Source organism: Cupriavidus sp. SW-Y-13 (assembly GCF_009793345.1).
Lineage (GTDB): Bacteria > Pseudomonadota > Gammaproteobacteria > Burkholderiales > Burkholderiaceae > Cupriavidus.
In genome coordinates, this window is record NZ_WHLX01000001.1 from 1177859 (window position 1) to 1199281 (window position 21423).

Annotated in this window: 17 protein-coding genes; 7 read left to right on the forward strand and 10 right to left on the reverse strand. The window is 60.1% G+C overall.

The genetic code is table 11. The features are described 5' to 3' along the window. Positions 1-9: 9 nt before the first annotated feature. Positions 10-975, reverse strand: a complete 966-nt coding sequence (locus GA566_RS05410; RefSeq protein ID WP_160471910.1) for an enoyl-CoA hydratase/isomerase family protein — start codon at positions 973-975, stop codon at positions 10-12. 645 nt (positions 976-1620) lie between these two features. Between GA566_RS05410 and GA566_RS05415 the strand changes: the two genes are divergently transcribed. Continuing rightward, positions 1621-4392 carry a LuxR C-terminal-related transcriptional regulator gene (locus GA566_RS05415; RefSeq protein ID WP_160471912.1) on the forward strand — a complete coding sequence of 924 codons (2772 nt, stop codon included), beginning with the start codon at positions 1621-1623 and terminating at the stop codon, positions 4390-4392. A gap of 67 nt (positions 4393-4459) precedes the next feature. Here GA566_RS05415 and GA566_RS05420 read toward each other — a convergent pair whose 3' ends face one another. From GA566_RS05420 to GA566_RS05435, 4 genes are all read right to left on the reverse strand, one after another. Then, a complete protein-coding gene (locus GA566_RS05420) occupies positions 4460-5479 on the reverse strand; it encodes an NAD(P)H-quinone oxidoreductase (RefSeq protein ID WP_160471914.1) in 1020 nt (339 codons plus the stop codon). Positions 5480-5554: 75 nt separating this feature from the next. Next, on the reverse strand, positions 5555-7126 hold the full coding sequence (gene actP / locus GA566_RS05425) for a cation/acetate symporter ActP (protein ID WP_160471916.1): 1572 nt from the start codon (positions 7124-7126) through the stop codon (positions 5555-5557). Next, positions 7123-7437, reverse strand: coding sequence for a DUF485 domain-containing protein (locus GA566_RS05430; protein WP_160471918.1), 315 nt, complete (start codon positions 7435-7437; stop codon positions 7123-7125). Before GA566_RS05430 ends, actP begins: the two co-directional genes overlap by 4 nt. Before the next feature lie 66 nt (positions 7438-7503). Then, positions 7504-9225 (reverse strand): fatty acid--CoA ligase, encoded by a 1722-nt coding sequence (locus GA566_RS05435; protein ID WP_160471919.1) that lies wholly within the window; start codon positions 9223-9225, stop codon positions 7504-7506. A 256-nt stretch (positions 9226-9481) separates the two neighbouring features. Between GA566_RS05435 and GA566_RS05440 the strand changes: the two genes are divergently transcribed. The 5 genes from GA566_RS05440 (at position 9482) to GA566_RS05460 (ending at position 14951) form a co-directional block, all read left to right on the forward strand. Continuing rightward, positions 9482-10270: an SDR family NAD(P)-dependent oxidoreductase gene (locus tag GA566_RS05440; RefSeq protein ID WP_160471921.1), complete on the forward strand. Its 789-nt coding sequence runs from the start codon at positions 9482-9484 to the stop codon at positions 10268-10270. A gap of 40 nt (positions 10271-10310) precedes the next feature. Continuing rightward, positions 10311-11354: a phosphotransferase family protein gene (locus tag GA566_RS05445; RefSeq protein WP_160471923.1), complete on the forward strand. Its 1044-nt coding sequence runs from the start codon at positions 10311-10313 to the stop codon at positions 11352-11354. Between the two features lie 130 nt (positions 11355-11484). After that, positions 11485-13257 (forward strand): acyl-CoA dehydrogenase, encoded by a 1773-nt coding sequence (locus GA566_RS05450; protein WP_160471925.1) that lies wholly within the window; start codon positions 11485-11487, stop codon positions 13255-13257. Between the two features lie 566 nt (positions 13258-13823). After that, a complete protein-coding gene (locus GA566_RS05455) occupies positions 13824-14141 on the forward strand; it encodes a hypothetical protein (RefSeq protein ID WP_160471926.1) in 318 nt (105 codons plus the stop codon). 291 nt (positions 14142-14432) lie between these two features. After that, positions 14433-14951, forward strand: coding sequence for a hypothetical protein (locus GA566_RS05460; protein WP_160471928.1), 519 nt, complete (start codon positions 14433-14435; stop codon positions 14949-14951). A 500-nt stretch (positions 14952-15451) separates the two neighbouring features. Here the strand turns inward: GA566_RS05460 and GA566_RS05465 are convergent, their stop codons facing one another. Further along, positions 15452-16258, reverse strand: coding sequence for a hypothetical protein (locus tag GA566_RS05465; protein WP_237380063.1), 807 nt, complete (start codon positions 16256-16258; stop codon positions 15452-15454). Positions 16259-16318: 60 nt separating this feature from the next. Continuing rightward, a complete protein-coding gene (locus GA566_RS05470) occupies positions 16319-16840 on the reverse strand; it encodes a DMT family transporter (RefSeq protein WP_160471930.1) in 522 nt (173 codons plus the stop codon). A 97-nt stretch (positions 16841-16937) separates the two neighbouring features. Here GA566_RS05470 and GA566_RS05475 point away from each other — a divergent pair, with 97 nt between their 5' ends. Beyond that, positions 16938-17867, forward strand: coding sequence for a LysR family transcriptional regulator (locus tag GA566_RS05475; protein WP_160471931.1), 930 nt, complete (start codon positions 16938-16940; stop codon positions 17865-17867). Here GA566_RS05475 and GA566_RS05480 read toward each other — a convergent pair. Genes GA566_RS05480 through GA566_RS05490 form a run of 3 tightly spaced genes read right to left on the reverse strand, consistent with a single transcriptional unit; the run spans position 17860 to position 21410 of the window. Continuing rightward, entirely contained in the window at positions 17860-19521 is a 1662-nt protein-coding gene (locus GA566_RS05480) for an ABC transporter ATP-binding protein (RefSeq protein WP_160471933.1), read from the reverse strand. The genes GA566_RS05475 and GA566_RS05480 overlap by 8 nt on opposite strands. A 31-nt stretch (positions 19522-19552) precedes the next feature. Next, positions 19553-20443 (reverse strand): ABC transporter permease, encoded by an 891-nt coding sequence (locus GA566_RS05485; RefSeq protein ID WP_160471935.1) that lies wholly within the window; start codon positions 20441-20443, stop codon positions 19553-19555. 25 nt (positions 20444-20468) lie between these two features. Further along, positions 20469-21410, reverse strand: a complete 942-nt coding sequence (locus GA566_RS05490; RefSeq protein ID WP_160471936.1) for an ABC transporter permease — start codon at positions 21408-21410, stop codon at positions 20469-20471. Positions 21411-21423: the final 13 nt, after the last annotated feature.

The following is a 21423-nucleotide window of genomic DNA, read 5'->3' on the forward strand; positions in this document are numbered from 1 at the left end:
TTAGATCGCCTAGTCGGCGGGCGGCAGCTTCGCGGACAGGTCGGGAAAATGAAGTTCGCCTTCGTAGGTTTCCGCGCCGGCTGCGAGTATCGCTTTCACGCGCGCCTGTATGGCGTCGTTGGCGACACAAAGATCGGCCTCGTGTGCCTCTATCAACAGCCCTTCGGAGAAGGATGTGTCGGACCCCATGTCAACCGCCGCTTTCAGGTGGGCGATGGTGGAGGGTGGGAAGGTCGCAATGCGGCGTGCGAGCTTGTCTACGAATGGTCCCAATTCCCCGGCCGGCAGCGCCCGATTGATGTAACCGTAGTGGTCAGCCAGTTCCGCGGAGAAATCTCCGCCAACCAGCAGTACTTCGAGAGCGCGGGCACGTCCCATGCGCCGCGGCAGGCGTTGCGTGTTACCGCCTCCTGGGACGAGTCCGCAGATGACTTCCGGCTGGCCGAACACAGCCTTGCCCATCGCGCCGAAGCACATGTCCGCAGCCAGCGCGATCTCGCATCCACCACCTCGGGCGATGCCTTCGACCTTGGCGATCACCGCCTTCGGCATGTTGCGCAGGCGCTCCCCGAGCATCTGGGTAAGGCGGAAGGTGCGTGTATTCGAAGTGGTTTTTGGCGCCGAACCGACACGGTGCAGGCCGGAGTGCGCGATAAAGAACTTTGGAATGGCGCTCTGCAGGATCACCACTCGTACGCTTGCGTCCTGCTCTAGCTGACGGGTAAGCCGGTCGAATTCCTCCGACAGAACTTCGTCGAGGAGGTTGAAAGGAGGATAGTTCAATGTAACGGTGGCTACACCGCGATCCTGGGCGACCAGGATATGCTTGTAGTCGGCATAGTTCGCGGCGGCCCCCAGGGGCGGGGTGGAGATTCCGACCGCAGCCTTTGCCTCCGCAGAGGCAACCAAGACTCCTGGCGCAAGCGTGGCGGCACCGATAGACTGGACAAACGAACGTCGTGAGAGAGTCGACATGGCGGGATTCCTTGGTTGAATGTATCTCGCACCTGCTGGTTCGGCAGATGGAGAAACAAGTCTCGCTAACGCAATGATCCGCGCATCGTTGCGGCGATAGCAAGAAGCCTCCCTGTTTGGGGGGGGGCAGCCAGAGTCAGGTCTTAGCAATGTAGGCGATGTCGAAGCAGGGTTCTGCAAAAGCGCAGGAGTCTTTGGCACCGCACAATGGACGCTCGGCAATAGCGAGAAAATGGCATGGCTTGGAGAGCCCCCCGCCTTCCCCCCCTCTGTTGGACTCCCATGCGCTTGTGGCCCGCCTTTCGTTTGGGCGATCATCTACCGTAGTGGTACCCGCAGTCACCTCGGCAGAGACCGGGCCGGTGGCACACGTTCCCATCGCACGTAGTGCGACGGGTCTTCGATAGCAGTGCTTGCGGCATTTGAGGTGGCGCAGAGCGTTGCCAAGCAGATGATTGAAGTCATCGTCGCCGACTCACATCGCTACCGCACCGTAAGACCTGAGTCTGCCGTCGAGATGGTGCGACTTGAGCAGACTTAACGAATGGGATGTGATCGTCTAGCGAACCCCACCAACTACCAGCGCGTCTGATGTCCCGATCCTCACCAGCTATCGCAGCGAACCAGCCACAATGGCCACCAGCCATGATCCAGACCAAGCTGGTCCCGCCGCGCACGCGCCACTACATCAAGCGTCAGCGCGCCATTGCACTGCTCCGCTCTGGTATGGAGCGAAAGCTGACAGTGCTGACCGCTCCTGCCGGGTTCGGCAAGACATCGCTGTTGAGTGAGTGGAAGTCAGTTCTGGCGGAGGAGGGCTGGGCTGTTGGCTGGCTGAGCATCGACCATGATGACGACGACCTGTTCCAGTTCGGTGCCTACCTGCTCGCTGCAACCAGGGATGCCTTCGAAACAGGCTGCACTGAAACCAGTGGTGGCACGTTAGCGGAGGGTAGCAGTTCCTTTTTGCGCCGCCTGGAGCCGGATCCGCTGGCACCGGCCGACGCGATGTTTGCCGAACTGCTCAATGCGGTCGCGGCGCAGCCTCGGCGAGTGTTACTGGTACTGGATGATTTCGACCGGCTGGCGTCGCCCACTATTCACGAAGCCGTGTTTCGGTTGCTGCGTTATGCGCCGGAGAACCTGAACCTTCTTGTTGCCGGGCGTGGTGAGCCAGCCTTGCCTCTCAGCTATTTCGAAGCACGAGGTCAACTGCTGAAGCTGGATGCGGAAGCCCTGCGTTTCAACGGTGCGGAGGCACAGGATTTTTTTTCGGCTGTAGCAGGCCGTGTACCAAGCCCCACTCAGATGGAGCTGCTGTTGCAGGCGACGGAAGGCTGGGTGGCGGGCTTGCAGTTGGCCTCTTTCGCATGGAGTGCGGACGATTCGACTGGCGTCCTGGCAGGCCGCTTGCCTTTCGCCCGGCGCAGTATCGATGCATATCTCAACGAAAACGTATTTGTTCATATCCCGGAGCCACTGCAGGCTTTTCTGCTGCAGACCTCGGTGTTAGAACGTATGTCCGTGCCCCTGTGCAATGCGGTAGTCGGCACCGATACCGCACGTTCCAGCTTGGACTGGCTGGTCGCACGGAATATGTTCGTCAGGCTGCTGGATGCCGAAGGCCACTGGTATCGCTTTCATGCATTGTTTGCCGATTACTTGAGAGAACGCCTGGTCCGCGAGCAACCGCATCTGGTAGCCGGACTGCATCGCCGAGCCAGCGAATGGTTTGCGGCGCAATCGCTCTGGACGGAAGCAGTCAAGCATGCCCTGGCGGCCGGAGATGTCGGCCGCGCCGCCGGCTGGGTAGAGGAATGCGCGATGCATCTGGTTGAGGCCAGTGACGTCCGCATCGTCCTGAGCTGGGTGACCAAGCTGCCCCCAGAGGCGGTGCACGGCCGGCTGCGCCTACGCTTGGCGCACGCCTGGGCACTTGCGTTGACGATGGAGACCGTTGCGGCCAGATCTGCATTGCAGGCAGTGGAGGATGACATCGGGAGCGGGCAGCTTCCTTTGACCGCGGTAGTGCGTGTCGAGCTGGAAGCGGTCAAGGCGCTAATCGCTGGCCTGTCGGATGAGAGTCAACGTTCCCTGGAAATGGGGCGAGAGGTTCTGGAGCTTGGTCCGGCGGCAGGTTCGTGGGCCGAGGGCATCGGCCTGACAACATTGATCTTCGGGCTCAGCTATGCCTCCAGGTTCGATGAGGTCGAACGGTTGCGGCATAAGCTGAGCTTTGGTATCGGGACAGAAGCGCCAATCTATGCGGCGGTGTACCGGCAGAGCATGATCGGACTCAGCCTGTTTGTGGAAGGCAGGCTAGGCGAGGCTGTCCAGACGCTCGAAGATGTTCTGCGCGAGTCCAATACCCGTGCCGGCAGGCAGTCCGCCGCTTCGGTACTCCCGGTCGGCTACCTCGCAGCCATCCACTACGAATGGAATGATCTGGCCCGTGTTGCGGAATTGCTGGAAGGGCGGCTCGAGATTGCCATGCAATCGTGCTCGCTGGGTCCGCTGGTTGGCTTCTGCGTGACCCTGGCAAGGCTGCAGTTGCTTGCCGGCAAGCAGGACGAGGCTTACCGGATGCTTGAAGACGCGGAAGCCGTTGCCAGGAGCCGGCAATGGATGCGCATGCAGGTTGCGTGTAAGGCCGAAGCGATTCGGATTAGCATCCGGTCTGGCGATTTGACCCGTGCTGCGCGGATTGGCCACGAACTGGAAATCCTGGTGGGGCCGAAGCCAACGACACTGCAGGGCAGCTACCTGGAGACCTGGCAGCGCTTTCAGGTAGCCCATTGCCGCCTGCTTGTGGCTTGTGACCGCCCCGACGAAGCTGCGCATATCCTGCAAAGCGTGCAGGCGGAACTGCGTACAACAGGCATGCAGTACCTGACAGCGCAAATTTCGGTGGTGCTCGCCGTCGCACTCCATGCCGCCGGGCAGGGTGAGCAGGCGTTGCGGGCGATGGCGAATGCGGTCGCATTCGGTCAGAAAAACGGCCTGCATCGCGTGTTTCTTGACGCCGGTCCGGTGGCGCGTGAGATCCTTGAGGGCCTGCATCAAATGGCGAGCCCGCCAGCAGACGTGGAGCCCTGGTATGTGAACGGGCTCTGTGCCGGCTTTGATGCATCAGCCAGTGCACCTGACATTGTCTCCGACACCGTATCACCGTATCAGCCAGAGCCGACGACCGGCAGCAGGCTGAGTGCCCGCGAGGTGGAAATTTTGGACCACGTGGCGAGGGGGCTTTCTAACAAGGAGATCGCCCGAGCTATTCGTGTTGCACCAGAAACCGTGAAATGGCATCTGAAAAATATCTTTGAGAAGCTGAAGGTGAACTCCCGAATTCAGGCTGTCCGCAGTGGCCTGGGGCGTGATCTGCCTTGGGTCGCGGAACGTGGCGCGTCGCGGAACTAGTCGGCGCGCGCCCACGAGGGTGTCACCAGCCGGACGTGGATGGCGTCGTTCACGTCCGTCGCTGCCGCTACCGGCCCATCGTCAAGACGATCTTGCCGATGTGAGTGCCAGTGTCCATCAGTTCGTGCGCGGCCCGCGCCTGCTCCAGCGGATAGGTTCGGTAAATGACAGGCTTCACCGCTCCGGCCGCCATCAGAGGCCATACCCGGGCTTCGAGTTCGCGGATGATGTCGGCCTTATCCTGAGGCGAGCGCGAGCGCAGGGTCGAGCCAATATGTGTGAGTCGCTTGGTCAACATGGGGAAGAGATCGACTTCCTTCGCTACGCCCTTGATGACGCCGATCTGCACAATACGCCCGTTAATGGCCGCAGCGGCGTAGTTCCTGGGGACATAATCGCCGGCGATGATATCAACTACGATATCAACACCCTTGCCGTCGGTGACGCGCATGGCAGCGTCGACAAAATCCTCTTCGAGATAATTGACGGCATAGTCAGCGCCGAGGGCGAGGCTGGCGTCGCGTTGCGCTGCCGTGGCGACGGTGGTAATGATCTTCGCCGCGCCGAAAGCCTTGCTGAGCATGGTGGCCGCAGTACCGATGCCGGATGCGCCGCCATGGATCAACACCGAGTCGCCCCGTTTGAACTGCCCCCTCTGGAACAGATTCAGCCATACCGTCATGAACGTTTCCGGCATGGCAGCGGCTTCCACCGGTCGCAAGCCTTTGGGTAGATACAGCGTATTGTGCTCGTTGGCGACGCCATATTCAGCGTAGCCACCCCCAGGGATCAATGCACAAACGAGGTCACCTGCCTGGAATCTTGTCACGCCAGCGCCGATGGCCACAACTTCTCCTGCGACTTCGAGACCGGGAATGTCGGAGGCGCCAGGAGGCGGGTCGTACAGCCCCTTGCGCTGGAATACATCCGGGCCATTGATCCCAGCCGCCTGATGACGGATCAGTAGTTCGCCCGGGCCGGGCACAGGCACAGGTCGCCGTGTGGGCACCAGTACTTCCGGGCCACCAGGATGCGTGATCTCGACGGCCGTCATCATCTCGGGGATATTGTTCGAAGGAAAATGCATGGATTGTCCTGGTTCATTCGTGAAGCGCGCTGAGGCCATCCATCACGGATGGCCGTCGCTGTTGGGTGCTGGGCGTCAGTGCTTGGCAGCGGCCGCAGCGCCATGGCCGGTATGTGCGCGCACCAGTTGCGCGTCAAACGCCTGTCGCTCGGCTTTCGCTCGCGCACTGGTGTCGAAGCGCGAGCACAGATAGGTGATCAGGAACGCAAATGGGACTGTGAACAGCGCAGGATGATCATAGGGAAAGATGGCAGTGGGGTGTCCCAACACGTTCTTCCAGACTGCAGGGGAGAGGACGACGAGCGTGACCGATGACACCAGGCCGGCCACGATGCCCCAGACCGCGCCACGGCTGCTCAGGCCGCGCCAGTACATCGACAGTACCAGCACCGGGAAATTGGCGGAGGCTGCAACGTTGAATGCAAGCGCGACCAGGAACGCGAGGTTCTGCCCACGAAAGCCGATCCCCAACAGCACCGCGATGACGCCGATGATCAACGTGGCTTTCTTGGTGACGGCGATCTCCGCAGCCTCGGTGGCGGTGCCGCGGCACAATACACTGGCGTAGATGTCATGTGAGATCGCGGCGGCGCCCGCCAACGTCAGACCCGAAACCACGGCGAGAATCGTGGCAAATGCGACTGCCGCCAGGAACCCGAGAAACACGTTGCCTCCGGTTGCGCTGGCGAGATGCATCGCGACCATGTTGCTACCGCCGAGCAACTTCCCTCCGACTTGACCGCCTTCAAAGTACTGAGGGTCAGTGCCGACAATGACGATGGCTGCGAGCCCGATTGCGAACATGGCGAGGAACATGTAGCCGATACAAGTGCTCGCCACCAGCACGCTCTTGCGCGCCTCGCGCGCATTCGGCACCGTAAAGAAGCGCATCAGAATGTGCGGAAGCCCGGACAGGCCGAGTACCGTCGCCATACACAGGGAAAGCGCGGAGATTGGATCGGCGAACAGCGTGCCGGGGGCGAGCAGGGCAGCGCCGCTGTGGTGTACAGCAACCGCCCTGGCGGCAAGGGTTTCGAAGCTGAAATCGAAGTGTGCCAAGGACAGCAGCATCAGCAGAGAGCCGCCAAACATCAGTAGCACAGCCTTGATGATCTGGACCCACGTTGTCGCGACCATGCCACCCACAGTCACATAGATCATCATCAGCGCGCCCACTCCGACCACGGCGTAAGCATAGTCGATGCCGAACAGCAACTGGACCAACTCGCCAGCGCCTACCATTTGTACGATCAGGTAGAGCAGCACGACCACCAGGCTACTGCCGGCAGCGACGCAGCGCGTGCTGACCGGGTCGAGACGGTCCGAGATGATATCCACAAAGGTGAATTTTCCGAGGTTGCGTAACCGCTCGGCCATCAGGAACAGCATCACCGGCCAGCCAATGAAAAAGCCGACGATGTACAGTAGTCCATCGAAACCACGTGCATAGACGAGACTGACAACGCCCAGCAGGGTGGCGGCTGACATGTAGTCGCCAGCTACGGCGAGTCCATTCTGTGTGCCGGTGATACCACCACCGGCAGTAAAGAAGTCGTTGGCTGTCCGGCTGCGTGAAGCGGCTCGGTATGTGATGCCGAGGGTGAGCGCGACAAAGAGCAGGAACATCGCGATGGCCTGAATATTCATTGGGCGGCCTCCGACAGGATTTGTTGCGCTATCGTCTCCAGCTCACCATTGGCCCGGCGTACGTAGAACCATGTCGTGCCCCAACCCAGCAGCACGATGCCGACGGCAGTGACGATGCCAAGATTGAGCCATGTGCCGGGTTGAAGGGACTGAGTCAGTCGCTGCGGCTCCAGCGCGACAACAAGCATCAACGCGAGATAGGGCACTAGAACGAGGATCAGCATCGTCAACGAAAGTCGAAAGCGTCGACGGATCAGTTCGCCAAACCTGGGGTGGCGCCGGATGCGCTCCGTAGTAGTGCGATGTTGCATGGCTTTGTCTCCTGAGTTGTATGAGTAGTGAAAACGCACCTTCCACGCCTGGCAGGACTGCCGCAGCTATGGATGTGAGACTGGAGCGGGCAGGTCGGTCTGGTACTTTTCGCGAAGCACACGTTTGTTGATCTTTCCCACGCTTGTTTTCTCGATCGCGTCAACAAAGTGCACGCGGTCCGGGACGGCATACTTTGAGATGACGCCGCGACGGACGAAGTCGTGCAGATGACCCTGAATGTCGGCGGTACTGACCGTCTGCCCTGGCCGGAGTACGATCAACGCCAGCGGACGCTCGCCCCACCGCGCGTCCTTTACCCCGATGACAGCCACTTCGTTGACCGCGGCGTGACGCGAGATCAGGTCCTCAAGTTCGAGTGACGACACCCACTCGCCGCCGCTCTTGATCACATCCTTGATGCGGTCCGTGACTTGCAGATATCCATCGCTGTCGATGGCGCCGATATCGTTGGTATGGAGGTAGCCACCGGCCCAAAGGTTTTCGGACTCTGCTGGGTTGCCAAGGTAGCCTTGCGTGAGCCATGGCGCCCGTACCACGATTTCACCACTGGCCTTGCCGTCGTGAGCGACATCCCGCATACCTTCATCGACGATACGCAGGTCAACAAGAGGGATTGGTAGTCCAGCTTTGGTGCGCACGTCGAGCGCGGTTTCGACATCATCAAGCAGCGTCGTTTTGACCTGCGCCAGCGTGAGAATGGGACACGTCTCGGACATGCCGTAGCCGGTAAAGACATCGATCCCGCGATCGATAGCGGTCTGCGCCAGGCCGCGTGGCAGTGCCGACCCACCAACGATCATCTTCAGGCCGCTCAAGTCGACTCCGGGTGAATCGGGGTGCGAGAGGATCATGTGCAGTAGCGTGGGTACGCCGTGGCAGAACGTCACACGCTCGCGTTGTATCAGCTGCAACAGGTGCTCCGCGGAATATCGTCCCGGATAAACCTGTTTCATGCCGAGAGCCGTGGCTACGTAGGGCATCCCCCAGGCATGCACATGGAACATCGGCGTGAGCGGCATGTAAACATCGTCTCGATGCACGCGTCCCTGTCTCGGGGCGCTCGTGAGCGCGGCCATGGTCGCAAGCGTATGGAGCACGATCTGCCGATGGCTGAAGTACACGCCCTTGGGCAGCCCTGTAGTGCCTGTTGTGTAGAAGGTTGTCGCCCGCGCGTTCTCGTCGAAGTCGGGAAAGCCATAGTCGGGTGGAGACGCGTTCAGAAGCACTTCGTACTCCGTGACACAGCATTCAGGTAGCGGAGTGTTCTCGATTGAGAGTGTTTCTTCACCGATCAGAACCAGGCGCTCGACGGATTCGAGTTGCCCACGGATCGCCTCGATTACCGGCAGGAAATCTGCGTGGACAATCAGCAGTTTGACCCGTGCGTGATTCAGTGTGTAGGCGATCTGCTCAGGCGAGAGCCGTATATTTACCGTCATCAACACCGCGCCCATCATCGGGATGCCGAAATAGCCTTCGAGATAGCGGTGGCTATCCCAGTCCATCATTGCGACCGTATCCCCGGGTTCGATGCCGAGCGAATGCAAGCCGCTGGCCAGTTGTCCGATCCGGTGCCGCATTGTCCAGTAACAATGCCGAACCTGCTCGCGATATACGACCTCCTGCTCTGGGTTGACCGCCAGGGGGGTGTGCAACAACTGTTTGATGAGCAGTGGATAGGCGTACGCGGATGGCGTGCGGGGAATAGGAATGGGCCGTGACACGGAGAGACTCCTCGATCGTTGTGGCGGCGGGCGGGAAAGCATGCGTTGAGGTCTGGGCATGCTGGTGCGAAGGCCGCCGGATTTCTGGCAGCGTAAGCGCCATGGACCCACTTTCCAGCCCCCCGATAAGGGAGGGGCCGCTGCCTGCCGGGGCTCCCCTATAGGGGGGCCTCCCCATCAGGGTGGCTGGCCGCTCGAATGCGGCCGCTTAATCTGTGCGGACCATTCGGGAGCGGGTGACGAACCAACTTCTTGAAAAGTATCCGCTCCGCATACCGCTTCGAAGGAGACTGAAAATATGGCTTCCGCACCCCGTTCTACCCCTGTCTTTTCCGACCTGGAGGGCAAGGTAGCTCTTGTCACAGGCGCGTTTAGTGGTCTCGGTCGTCACTTCGCATTGACACTTGCAAAGGCAGGATGCCGGGTGGCGCTCGGAGGCAGGCGCGTGGCAGAAGGGGACCGTTTGAAAGACGAAATTCTCGCAATGGGCGGAAGCGGTTGCGTCGTGCAACTCGACGTATGCGACGCCGATTCCGTGTCCGGTGCTTTCTTCAAGACTGAGCAAGCACTGGGTATCGTCGAAATTGTCGTCAACAGTGCTGGCATTGCAACGACAGGCCCCGCGCTGGAAACAACGGAGCAGGAATGGCAGCGGGTCATCGACACCAATCTTTCAGGTGCCTGGCGTGTGACGCAGTACGCGGCGCAACAGATGCGAGAAGCAAACCGGCCCGGCACCATTATCAATATCGCGTCCATCCTCGGCATCAGGGTCGCGCAGCAGCTTCCCGCTTACACGGCTGCCAAGGCCGGTTTAATTCACCTGACGCGATCGCTCGGGCTCGAATGGGCACGTCACGGCATTCGCGTCAACGCACTCGCGCCGGGATACTTCGCCACTGACATCAATCGCGCCTTCTTTGAGACAGACGGTGGCCAAGCGATGGTCCGGCGTATTCCCCAGCGGCGCCTGGGGCAGCCCTCGCAGCTTGATGGCGCTCTGCTCCTGTTGGCATCGGAGGCATCCGACTACATCACCGGCGCTGTGTTGCCCGTCGACGGCGGGCATCTGGTCAGCACGCTGTGACTCACCACGCAACGCTCAATATCATCCAGGACACGTTCCAATGAACGATACGACGCACGGCAATTGGGATGCGCTGGCACAACTCCTACATGGGCACGGACTGATAGACCATGCATCGCTTAGCGTCACGCGCCTTACCGGCGGTCAGTCCAACCCCACGTATCTGGTTTCGTCTGGCGAGCGTCGATATGTGCTGCGCATGAAGCCCGCGGGGTTAATCCAGTCCAAGGCGCATGCCATCGACCGCGAGTATCGCGTGATGCGTGCACTGCAACGCAGCGCCGTGCCGGTTCCCGAAGTCCACCTGTACAGCGAGGATCTGGCCATCGTGGGCAGCCCGTTCTATTTGATGGCGTACCTGGACGGTAGGGTGCTGGTGGACCAGTCGTTGCCGGGTATGCAGCCCGAGCAGCGCAACGCCATTTACGCAGAGATGAATCGCGTACTGGCTTCCCTCCACCGCATTGACGTCGAACAGGTTGGACTCTGTGATTACAGTCCGCACGGCAATTTCCTTGCGCGCCAGATTGCTGGATGGACGCGTCAGTGCCGCACCACGGGCGCCGGTGACAGTTCTGCCATGCAAGCGCTGATGAACTGGCTTCCGAGGAACATCCCTGAAATCGAAGAGACACGTCTCGTTCACGGTGATTTCCGGCTGGACAACCTGGTTTTCCACCCGAGCGAGCCGAGAGTCATCGGGGTATTGGATTGGGAGTTGTCGGCACTCGGACATCCGCTCGTCGACTTTGCCTATCACTGCCTGAGCTGGCACATCCCGTCAACGCTATGGCGCGGAGTTGCCGATCTCGACCTCCCAAGCCTTGGGATACCGAGCGAAACGACATATATGCAGTGGTATATCGAAGCCAATGGCACCGCTGGTATGGAGCACTGGGATTTCTACATCGCATACAACCTCTTCCGACTGGCTGCCATCATGTTCGGCATCGCAGAGAGGGCGCGGCAAGGCAATGCGGCGGCCGCTGATGCGGTTGAAACCGGCCGCAAGGCTGGGCCCATGGCAGAACTGGGTTGGCATTTCGCGATGCGCTATCAAGCCGGGCGGCGACTGATTCAATAGTCGATATTGCAGACCAAACAATGGCGCTGCCTGCCACGGATGACGGAAGGGCTGGCAAAAATCGGAGTTGCGTGAGTTCGCAGTCAATTCCGGCGCTGAGGCGATCTACCCCCAACAGAGGAAGTTCCCGATGACGTACCGCGCACCATTAAAAGAGATGCGTTTCACTTTAGACGCGATCGCGAGTTTTGAGACTGTTAACGCGCTGCCTGGATGCGAAGACGCATCATGGGATGTCGCATGCGCAGTATTGGAGGAAGCGGCCAGGTTCAGTGAGGAGGTCATTGCACCGCTGAATCGCATTGGTGATCTTGAACCAAGCCACTGGAGTGAAGGCGCGGTGGTTTCGACGCCAGGGTTCAGTGACGCGTTTCGCCAGTTCGGGGAAGGGGGCTGGCAAGGGATACTGCATCCGCCGCAATTTGGTGGGCAAGGACTGCCAAAGTTGCTGGCGACGGCATGCCAGGAGATGTTGCATTCGGCAAACTTGTCATTTGCACTGTGTCCGATGCTTACCGATGGCGCTATTGAGTCGCTGCTGACAGCGGGATCTGAGGAACAGAAGGCGATATTCCTGCCGAAGCTGATCTCCGGCGAGTGGACTGGCACGATGAATCTGACGGAGCCCGAGGCCGGCTCTGACCTGGCTGCGGTACGCTCGCGTGCCGAGCCGCTGGGTGACGGCACCTACAAGGTCTTCGGCACCAAGATCTTCATCACGTACGGTGAACACGATATGGCGGACAACATCGTCCACCTGGTGTTGGCCCGCACACCCAATGCGCCGGAAGGTGTGAAGGGCATCTCGCTCTTCATCGTGCCCAAGTTCCTGGTCAATGCGGATGGCTCCACGGGCGCGCGCAATGATGTGCATTGTGTATCGATCGAGCATAAGTTGGGCATCAAGGCCAGCCCGACCGCGATCTTGCAGTTCGGCGACCATGGCGGTGCCATTGGCACATTGGTCGGTGAAGAAAATCGCGGCCTGGAGTACATGTTCGTCATGATGAACTCGGCGCGATTTGCGGTTGGAATGCAGGGCATCGCCGTCTCAGAGCGCGCCTACCAGCAGGCAGTTGCCTATGCGCGGGAGCGTGTGCAGGGCCGTCCGGTCGACGGTTCGGCGCGCGAGGCGGTGGCAATCGTCCACCACCCCGACGTCAAGCGCATGCTCATGACAATGCGCAGTCTGATCGAAGGTGCCCGCTCGGTGGCTTACGTGGCTGCCGCTACCAGCGACGCTGCGCAGAATCATCCGGACGAGACCGTGCGCAAGCAGAACCAGGCGGTCTACGAGTTCCTGGTGCCGATCGTGAAAGGCTGGAGCACTGAACTATCGATCGATGTGACCAGCCTCGGCGTGCAAGTGCATGGCGGCATGGGCTTCATCGAGGAAACCGGCGCTGCCCAGCACTACCGTGATGCACGCATCCTGCCGATCTATGAAGGTACAACAGCAATCCAGGCGAACGACTTGGTGGGGCGCAAGACCGTGCGCGACGGCGGTGCGGTGGCGCGCGCCATCTGCGCCAGCATTGCTGAAACCGAAGCGGCTCTGGGCAAGCATGGAGGTGCCGCATTTGCGACGGTGAAGGAGCATCTGGCTAGGGGGCGTGCCGCGTTGGAGGCCGTAGTTGAATTCGTTGTTGCCAATGCAAAGTCGGACCCGAATGCTGTGTTTGCCGGCAGCGTGCCGTACCTGAAGCTATGCGGCATTGTCTTCTCGGGCTGGCAGCTTGGCCGCGCCATGCTCGTCGCGGACGCGAGACGGGCAGATGATCCGGCTTTCTCCGAGGCCAAGATTGCAACGGCACTCTTCTTCGCCCAGCATATTTTGTCCCAATCGTTCGGGCTACGTGATGCATCGTTGGCGGGCGATGTGCCGAGCAATTATTTGGTATAGCTTTTGGCATGCGCCGTGTCGCTATTTTCGCCGAGGAGAGTAGTCGGTAGCTGCCAGTTCCTGGCGGGCAATTGGGAGTCAACCGTGTCAAAAGATGCGACCGTCGCAGAGCGACCCTTAGCGGACTGCCGGATCGCCCCAAAGCGGACACACAAGGGGCTTCTCCGGTGCACTCGGCTGCGGCCCACCAACTATTCCTGATGATGTTCCTACTCGACAAACAACGAACCGCCATCACGTCTCGTGTCTTCAATTGAGCTGCTGAAGGCGTCAGAGACTGTCCTCGCCATCTACGGTCACAAGGACTATGAAGTGAACTACAAGTGATGACCGACTGCTGTTCTACGGCATTATCGATCCGCAAACGTGAGCGCCGGTGCTTCCGACAATTCCGGAAGCAGCAGGCCACAAAGCTGCGCTAGTCGGGGGGGCCCTCTCGGAGGCTGGGAGGGCCCTTTTCTGATAGTAGTCATCAGTCGTGAAAATCTTTACTTCACAAAGGCTTCACCGTATCGGAACGGCTGATTGCTAGTATGCGGATACCAACTAGCCAAGAACGGGTTTGTATGAGGAAAACGCTGCTTCGAGCTACCATCGGCGTGGTGCTTTTATTTGTCGTGCTGGTCGTCGTCGCTGCTGGTCTCGTTATTTTTCGCAACTATGACGGCGAGTTGCCTTCATGTGCCGAGCCACCTGAGTTTTACCAGCAGGCGGTACTCGACCACTTCAAGCGCAACGACCTGGCCACCGAGGGCCTCGAATTCATCGAGGGCTCAGTCTACGATTCCCAGCTATCTATGATTGCCTTACGCCAAGGCTGGGGGGAATACTACGCAATTGTGGATTGCCGGGGAAACCTCGAGTTCAGCCGGAAATCGAAATAGGAAAAGGCCCTCACTCGGCTGCGCGGCGCCGCGGGGGGTGTCCAACAAGGACAGCTCAACCGCAATCATGGCACCAGCCTACAGAAATTGGTGCCTAGCTTGGAAAGCTTGAGCCCCGAATTGGACCACCTGTTTCCAGGTTGCCACCCAACGTCAACGACCGACCCAAGGCTGTCAGCGGAGGCGTACGCTAACGGACACTCGGAATACTGGCTACTTCAACGCCCAGTACCAACTGCCCGCGTAGTCTCGGTCCACGGTCTCCTCTGACTGGAACGTGAATGTGAGACGTTGGACGATTTCATCAGGGCACTCACGAGCGAGAAACACCGCTTTAAAGTCGCTCAGGAGCGCCTCGTTTCTCGTGAGGAGATCGCGTTCCTCATCTGTCTTTGTCTTGACCAAAAACCAGGGTTGGGTTTCCTCAAGGGCAAGCGCAGTTACGGCACAGTCTGCTACGTATCGTTGAGCAAGCCCGCGCATGTCAGCTTCGGCGTAGATCGCTATGAGGCGAAAACTGGCTGTCATCGATATCTTTGGATGGTCGGTAAAGGAGGGACGCTCGGGGAGAATTGTCGACGATCAGGGCGGTCACGTCGACAGTCTGCTAATGGCCCGTTCTCAGGCGGCGTCCAATTCGTGGCCGTGGGCGTTGCCACTCAGGCCTGCATGTTTAACGCGTTGTACATTGCGATTTCCTCCTCAACCGCTTGTCGTAAAACGAGCCGCTCCAATGAGCCTCTTACGAAAACGCTGTTGTTGTTGTCCGATGACACGCAGCGCTTGACCTGCGTGACGCGGCCATTCTGATCATACTGAACATGGAGAATGCGCGTCGTCGATGAGGGGTGCCAGTCGACACGCTTGAGAAAGTAGGATCGCCGATCTCCACGTTCTACTTTGTCGTTAACAAGGCCGAAATCACCTGTCAGTAGTTCGTGTAACTCTTCCTTTGTCATGTGCCAGAGGTTATGGATTGATCCAGTGTGGTTCCGTCCTTCAACGAGACTTCGATTCTCTCATCGATTGCGCACAGTTTAAGGCCGGGTTCTCGAAGGCCGCTCCTGGCCGAAGGCGGAAGTCCCCCTTCCTCCAGGTCCCGCTGCCCGGCCGGACTTCGGTAGTCGACCCAACGGAGTCATTGCATGAGCCGTGGACGAATGACCGCACCGAACATCCAAGCCGTCATCGCTGTCCTCCGAATTCGGCCAGCGAGAGCTTTACTAGTGAGGTCGGCGTCATCAAGTGCGGAGACGAGCCTGACTCCGCGCTTGATGATGTGCTGCTGCCGAGCCACGCCCGGCGTTGCCTTAATTTACTTTAGTGCGAAGTGTCGGCACAGGACCTGTGAAGTCAACCCATGGATTGGTGTTGAGCAGTTGGGCGTTGGGAGCCGTCGTTTCGTCGAAGCGGATGACAAAGCTTTCCGGTCCATGAGCGTAGGCTACGATCAGCCCATCTTTCGGATCCATATAGCCTGCGTGAGTGCCCATACCCGGATAAGTTAGCCGCACAGCGGGACCGCTCTCGCCGATGCGATCCACCGTCAAACGCGCAACCGTTGCGTCTGGCAGTACGAACATCCATGTGAAAGGTCCGCCGGATACGACCGTCATGACTTCGTCGATGCCAGGGCCGGCATCCGACGAGTTGACATGCAGGCGGCCGTAGCGATTGAGCGCCCATGTCTGCATTTCCGGGGTCAAGGCCTTCATGTCGTAGACCTTGGGATACGGCGCGGTGTCGCCCTCACGCGTGCCCAACAGACCGCCGCGTGCCACTTCAGGCGTGCGTCCGGCCAGACGAATTTGCTCCAGCAACTCCGCCCGATTCAGCGCGAAGCTCTTGAGCAACTGTTGTTGCTCATCGTCGTTGGTGGCGCGAGTCTGAGACGCTTTCAAGATGGGCCTGACCGCATCAGGAATCGCTACGGTGCTCGCGCGCACTCCCACAGCCCGTAGCACGGCATTGACGCTTTCAGTACCGTGCACGTCGGGACGTCCATCGCTGAACTGGAGCTTGACAAAGTCCGAGGCGCTGGCCGGGGAAGTGAGGCTCACGGCGGCAGCGGCCACAACGGCGGTCAGCCCCAGCTTGCTTGTATTGATTTCGTTCATTTTCATTTCCTTTTGAGAGGTTCCGCGTAGCTGCGCGAGGAGGTAAATCAATGACTTGGCTTAGGGCGCAGTGACATGGGTATGCACGGGCGCCGATACGGCGACTCGACTCTTTGCTCCACCAGATTGGATCAAGAACACACCGCCAAGAATCAGGAGCACACCAAACACGCGCATCAGGTTGATCGGCCTCGGCTCGAGTCCCATCAGGCCAAAATGGTCCACGACCACCGCAGTCGCCATTTGCCCCGCGACCACTGCCACCAAAAAGCCACCGGCGCCCAGCTTGGGCGTCAGAGCCGTAGCGCTGGCCACATAGACGGCTCCAAGAACACCACCGATCCAAAGCCACCAAGGCCCTTGAAAAGCGTTTGCGAAATTTGGGTGGGGGGCTTTAGCCAGCACCAACATCGGCACCATCACGGCGAGGCTGATCAATAACGACGTCGTCGCGCCCCAGAAGGGGTGGCCCAAGGCGCGCCCCACACTTGCATTTGCGGCGGCCTGAAAAGGCAGGACTGCTCCCGCCAGCAAGGCCATTCCCAAAGAGGTGAACGCCATCAAAGCCATCTTGCTGTTCATGTTTGCGACTCCCTCGCACGTCAAAGCCAACGCTTGAATAGTCGGGCATATGAATCACGGATGGAAATCGTTTGCATGCACGTGTACCATTCGCCGTATGGATGAACTGCGCCGCATGGATTTGAACTTGTTGCTTACCTTGTATGCGTTGCTCACGGAGAAACACGTGACCAGAGCAGCACTGAGGCTGCACAAGAGTCAGCCTGCTGTGAGTCATTCATTGGCGCAGCTCCGCGAGCATTTCAACGACCCGTTGCTGGTTCGAAAAGATGGGAAGCTGGAGCTGACAACGCGCAGCAGGGGGTTGATACAGCCACTGACGGAGGCGTTAAGTAGCCTCAATACGTTGCTGGGCGCACCTCAATTCGATCCGTTGCAGGCAAGGCGGAGCTTTCGACTGTCACTTTCTGATTACGCAGCACGTCTGGTACTGCCGAGCCTGGTTCGATTTGTTCGGGAGCATGCCCCCGGCTTTGACCTCGCCATCAGTCAGGCCAGCAGGGATGCGATGCTGACTCAACTCGTTGACGGTGAACTGGATCTGGCATTGGGCGTGTTTCCCGATCCCCCTCAGGAAATCCAGATCGAAACGCTGTTCGTGGACGACTTCATCTGCTTGGCGGACAAGACAACCATTCCAGAACGACGTGGCTTGTCCCTGAAAGAATGGCTGGATCGCCCCCATGTCATGGTTGCGATGAGACCCGATGCGAACGATGAAATCGATCGGGTACTTGCCTCCAAAGGAATGACGAGACGAATCGCGGTGGCATTGCCACACTGGAGTGCCGCAGTTGAGTTGTTGCCAAAAACTGATCTTGTCCTGACGATTGCGCGTCGTGCAGTAGGTCCGCAGCGATTGCTGCGGGGGCTCCGGCAATTTTCGCCTCCGACGGAGTTCCACCTCCCCAAGATCGCATATCAGCAGGCTTGGCACGCTCGAAAGGACAATGACCCGGCGCTAACGTGGCTCCGTCAGGTGATGATGAGCGGGTGCAATAGCGTTAACGAAGATCACCCTACATGAGTTCGCGAAGGGTCGCTTGCCCGGCTGCCGATTCGCCTGGAATGGAGGCTATAAGTTCACGCGTGTACTGGGTAGAGGGCCGTAGGAAAACGTCACGCGCGGTTCCGATCTCCACAACCTTGCCGCGCTGCATGACTGCAATGCGATGGCATAGGCGTGCGGCGACGCGAAGGTCATGCGTGATGAAGATCATGCTGACGCCGAGGCGCTCGCGGATCGATTCGAACAGGTCCAGGATCTGCGCCTGAACGGACACATCGAGCGCGGAAACGGCTTCATCCGCAATCAGGATTTCCGGTTCCATCATCAGCGCTCGTGCAATCGACAGGCGTTGCCGCTGACCGCCGGAGAATTCGTGCGGAAAACGGTCGAGCGCGCTTGGGTCCATGCTGACCAGATCGAGTAGCTCCAGCATGCGCGCATGGACCTGCCGACGGTCCGCGCCAAAGTTCATGGGACCTTCGGCGAGTGTGCGTCCAACAGTCCTGCGCGGATTGAAGGAGCGGAACGGGTCCTGGAACACCATCTGCACGCGTTTGCAGTAACTGCGCGCATCTCCCGCCCGGAGTGCGGAGATCGGCTGGTTATCGAGCAGGATCGCGCCGGAGGTGGGGGTTGCGAAACGCGCCAGGCAACGTCCCAGCGTGGTCTTTCCCGAACCCGATTCGCCAACAATGCCGAGGGTCTCTCCGCGCTCCAGTTTCAATGACACGCCGCCGAGGGCGTCCACGCTTCGGCGCTTCGACTTGAAAATCGATTTCGTTTCAAAGCGCAAGGTGAGATCCCGTACCTCCAGGACAGGCGCCGCTGCAGGTGGGCGCGCCACGGCGCGGAAGTCGCCACGCGGGCGTGCAGCGAGCAGACGCTGGGTATAAGGATGACGCGGGTGCTCGAGCACTTCCGCCGCCGTACCCTGTTCGACGATACGGCCCGATTGCATGACCACGACCCGGTCCGCAATCTCCGCCACGACATCGAAGTCATGGGTGATGAACAGAACCCCGTTGTCGTGGCGGCCGCGCAGTTCGTTGAGCAAGCGTAGCACCTGGGCCTGCGACGTAACGTCAAGTGCCGTAGTAGGTTCGTCGGCGATGATCAGGCCGGGCTCCATGGCAAGGGCCATCGCAATCATCACGCGCTGACGCTGGCCGCCCGAAAGCTGATGCGGGTGGGCATGCCGCAACGTCTCGGGCGAGGGTAGCCGGACGTCCGTAAGCAAAGCCAGCACGCGATCGGCGACCGCGTCACGGCTTAGCGCTTTTCCGTGGAACTCGAATACTTCTGCAATCTGGTCGCCCACCCGCATGAGGGGATTGAGCGCGGTCATCGGCTCCTGGAAGATCATGGCCATGCGATTTCCGCGCAGCTTCTGCAGTTCGTCGAGTCCTGCATGGGTGACATCGCGCCCGGCCAACAGGATCTGGCCACTCTCCAGCGTGAGAATCCCCTTTGGCAGCAGGCCCATGACGGCACTGGACGTCACGGACTTGCCCGAGCCGGATTCACCGACGATGCAGACGATCTCGCGGGCATGCACGGTGAGCGAAATGTCATCCACTGCATAACGGCGATCGCCACCGCCGGGCAGACGGACCTTGAGGTTGCGGATAGCGAGGATCGGCGTACGCGGAAGGTCGTCCTGATTGTTTGCCATGACAGGTCCGGAATAAGAGTCGTTCATGGCTTCAGCCCTTGGATTGACGGGAAAGACGCGGGTCGAGGCGATCGCGCAGGGCGTCGCCAAACATGTTGACGGCCAGGATCAGCAGGGCGAGGAACACACCGGGGTAGAGCACGATCCACGGCGCGCGCTGGAAGAACGGGCGGCCTTCCGCGATGATGCTGCCCAGGCTGGGAATCTCCGGCGGAAACCCGAGACCGAGAAAGCCCAGCACGGCTTCGGTCAGGATGGCCGCCGCGCAAACAAAGGTGGCTTGCACGACAAGGGGGTTGATGGTGCTTGGCATGATGTGTCGCCACAGCACTTTCAATGCCGGCGTGCCAGCGCCGATAGACGCCTCCACGTAGGGCTCCTCGCGGACTGACAGTACGACGCTGCGCACCAGGCGGGCGATGCGCGGAATCTCCGGGACGGAAATGGCAGCGACCATGGTCACGATGTTCGCGCCGCCCAGTGCAACCATCGCCACCGCCAGCAACAGGCCTGGGATCGCCATGATGCCGTCCATGAGGCGCATGATGGGCGCATCGAGTTGGCGGACATAGCCGGCTGCCAGTCCGATGAACAGGCCTGCGGCGACGGAGATCGCGCTGACGAGTGCGGCGAGCGTGATGGAGAGACGTCCGCCGTATAGCACGCGTGACAGCAGGTCGCGGCCAAGCGAGTCCGTACCCAGCCAGTAGACCTCGGACGATGGCTTCAGCCGGGCGCGTGGCGTCAGGGCGCCGGGATCGTGTTGCGCCAGCAGCGGAGCCCCTACCGTGGCGGCGACCAGCAGCAGGAGCAGTAGCAGGGACCCGAGCATCACCGGATCTTTGAGCACGGCAGTGGCAGCCACGCGAAGCTGGGAGGGCGGCGCGGCCAGCGAATGTGAGGGCAGGGAGGACGATGACATCAGGTAGCTCCGGGGCGGGCGGCGATCAATACCGAATTCGCGGATCGAGGGCGACGTAGGCCAGGTCGATCATCAGGTTGATGAAGACATAGATGAACGAGAAGAAAAGGATGGTTCCCTGTACGACCGGGTAATCGCGGGCGAGAACCGAATCGACAATCAGGCGGCCGACACCTGCGATGTTGAAGATGGTCTCCGTCACGACCACTCCGCTGATCAGCGTGGTGAGCGCAACGCCCACAATCGTGACGATCGGAATGGCGGCGTTACGCAGCGCGTGGCGGAACAGCACGATGCGTTCGGTCACGCCCTTGGCACGTGCGGTACGCACGAAGTCTTCGCCGAGTACATCCAGCATGCTGGCCCGCGTGATTCGCGTGATCAGGGCAACAAAGACCATCGCCAGCGTCACCGTGGGTAGCACCAGGTGGGCGGCATACTCGCCCACGCCGTCCGCCAGCGGCGAATACCCTTGCACCGGCAACCAGTCCAGCTTCACGGCGAACACGAGAATCAGCAGATACCCCACGACGAATGCAGGCACGGAGAACGCCAGTACCGCCCCGGCCATGATGCCGCGATCGGTGATGCTGCGATGCCGCCAGGCTGCCAGCACCCCGAGCGGAACCGCCGCCGCGATGGTTAGCAGGATGGCCCAGGCAGCCAGAGAGAAGGTCGGGCCGAGCCGCGCCTTGATCAGCGAAGCCACGCTTTGCCGGGTCTGGACCGATTGGCCAAGATCGCCTTGCAAGAGGGCGGCCATCCAGCGCACGTACTGCGTACCGATGGACTGATCGAGGCCCATGTCCGTCCGGATTTGCGCGATGGCTTCCTCGCTTGCCATATCACCGGCGATGACGCGCGCCGGATCGCCTGGCGCGAGCCGAAGCAGCAGAAACACCACCGTGGCGACGATGAGCATGACGGGAACCGCTGCCAGTAGCCGTTTGAGAATAATTTCCAACATTGCTTCGCCTCTC

Coding starts and splice junctions, on each gene's coding strand:
- GA566_RS05410 (WP_160471910.1), bottom strand. CDS start 975: ATGTCGACTCTCTCACGACGTTCGTTTGTCCAGTCTATCGGTGCCGCC.
- GA566_RS05415 (WP_160471912.1), top strand. CDS start 1,621: ATGATCCAGACCAAGCTGGTCCCGCCGCGCACGCGCCACTACATCAAG.
- GA566_RS05420 (WP_160471914.1), bottom strand. CDS start 5,479: ATGCATTTTCCTTCGAACAATATCCCCGAGATGATGACGGCCGTCGAG.
- actP (WP_160471916.1), bottom strand. CDS start 7,126: ATGAATATTCAGGCCATCGCGATGTTCCTGCTCTTTGTCGCGCTCACC.
- GA566_RS05430 (WP_160471918.1), bottom strand. CDS start 7,437: ATGCAACATCGCACTACTACGGAGCGCATCCGGCGCCACCCCAGGTTT.
- GA566_RS05435 (WP_160471919.1), bottom strand. CDS start 9,225: ATGCTTTCCCGCCCGCCGCCACAACGATCGAGGAGTCTCTCCGTGTCA.
- GA566_RS05440 (WP_160471921.1), top strand. CDS start 9,482: ATGGCTTCCGCACCCCGTTCTACCCCTGTCTTTTCCGACCTGGAGGGC.
- GA566_RS05445 (WP_160471923.1), top strand. CDS start 10,311: ATGAACGATACGACGCACGGCAATTGGGATGCGCTGGCACAACTCCTA.
- GA566_RS05450 (WP_160471925.1), top strand. CDS start 11,485: ATGACGTACCGCGCACCATTAAAAGAGATGCGTTTCACTTTAGACGCG.
- GA566_RS05455 (WP_160471926.1), top strand. CDS start 13,824: ATGAGGAAAACGCTGCTTCGAGCTACCATCGGCGTGGTGCTTTTATTT.
- GA566_RS05465 (WP_237380063.1), bottom strand. CDS start 16,258: ATGAACGAAATCAATACAAGCAAGCTGGGGCTGACCGCCGTTGTGGCC.
- GA566_RS05470 (WP_160471930.1), bottom strand. CDS start 16,840: ATGAACAGCAAGATGGCTTTGATGGCGTTCACCTCTTTGGGAATGGCC.
- GA566_RS05475 (WP_160471931.1), top strand. CDS start 16,938: ATGGATGAACTGCGCCGCATGGATTTGAACTTGTTGCTTACCTTGTAT.
- GA566_RS05480 (WP_160471933.1), bottom strand. CDS start 19,521: ATGGCAAACAATCAGGACGACCTTCCGCGTACGCCGATCCTCGCTATC.
- GA566_RS05485 (WP_160471935.1), bottom strand. CDS start 20,443: ATGTCATCGTCCTCCCTGCCCTCACATTCGCTGGCCGCGCCGCCCTCC.
- GA566_RS05490 (WP_160471936.1), bottom strand. CDS start 21,410: ATGTTGGAAATTATTCTCAAACGGCTACTGGCAGCGGTTCCCGTCATG.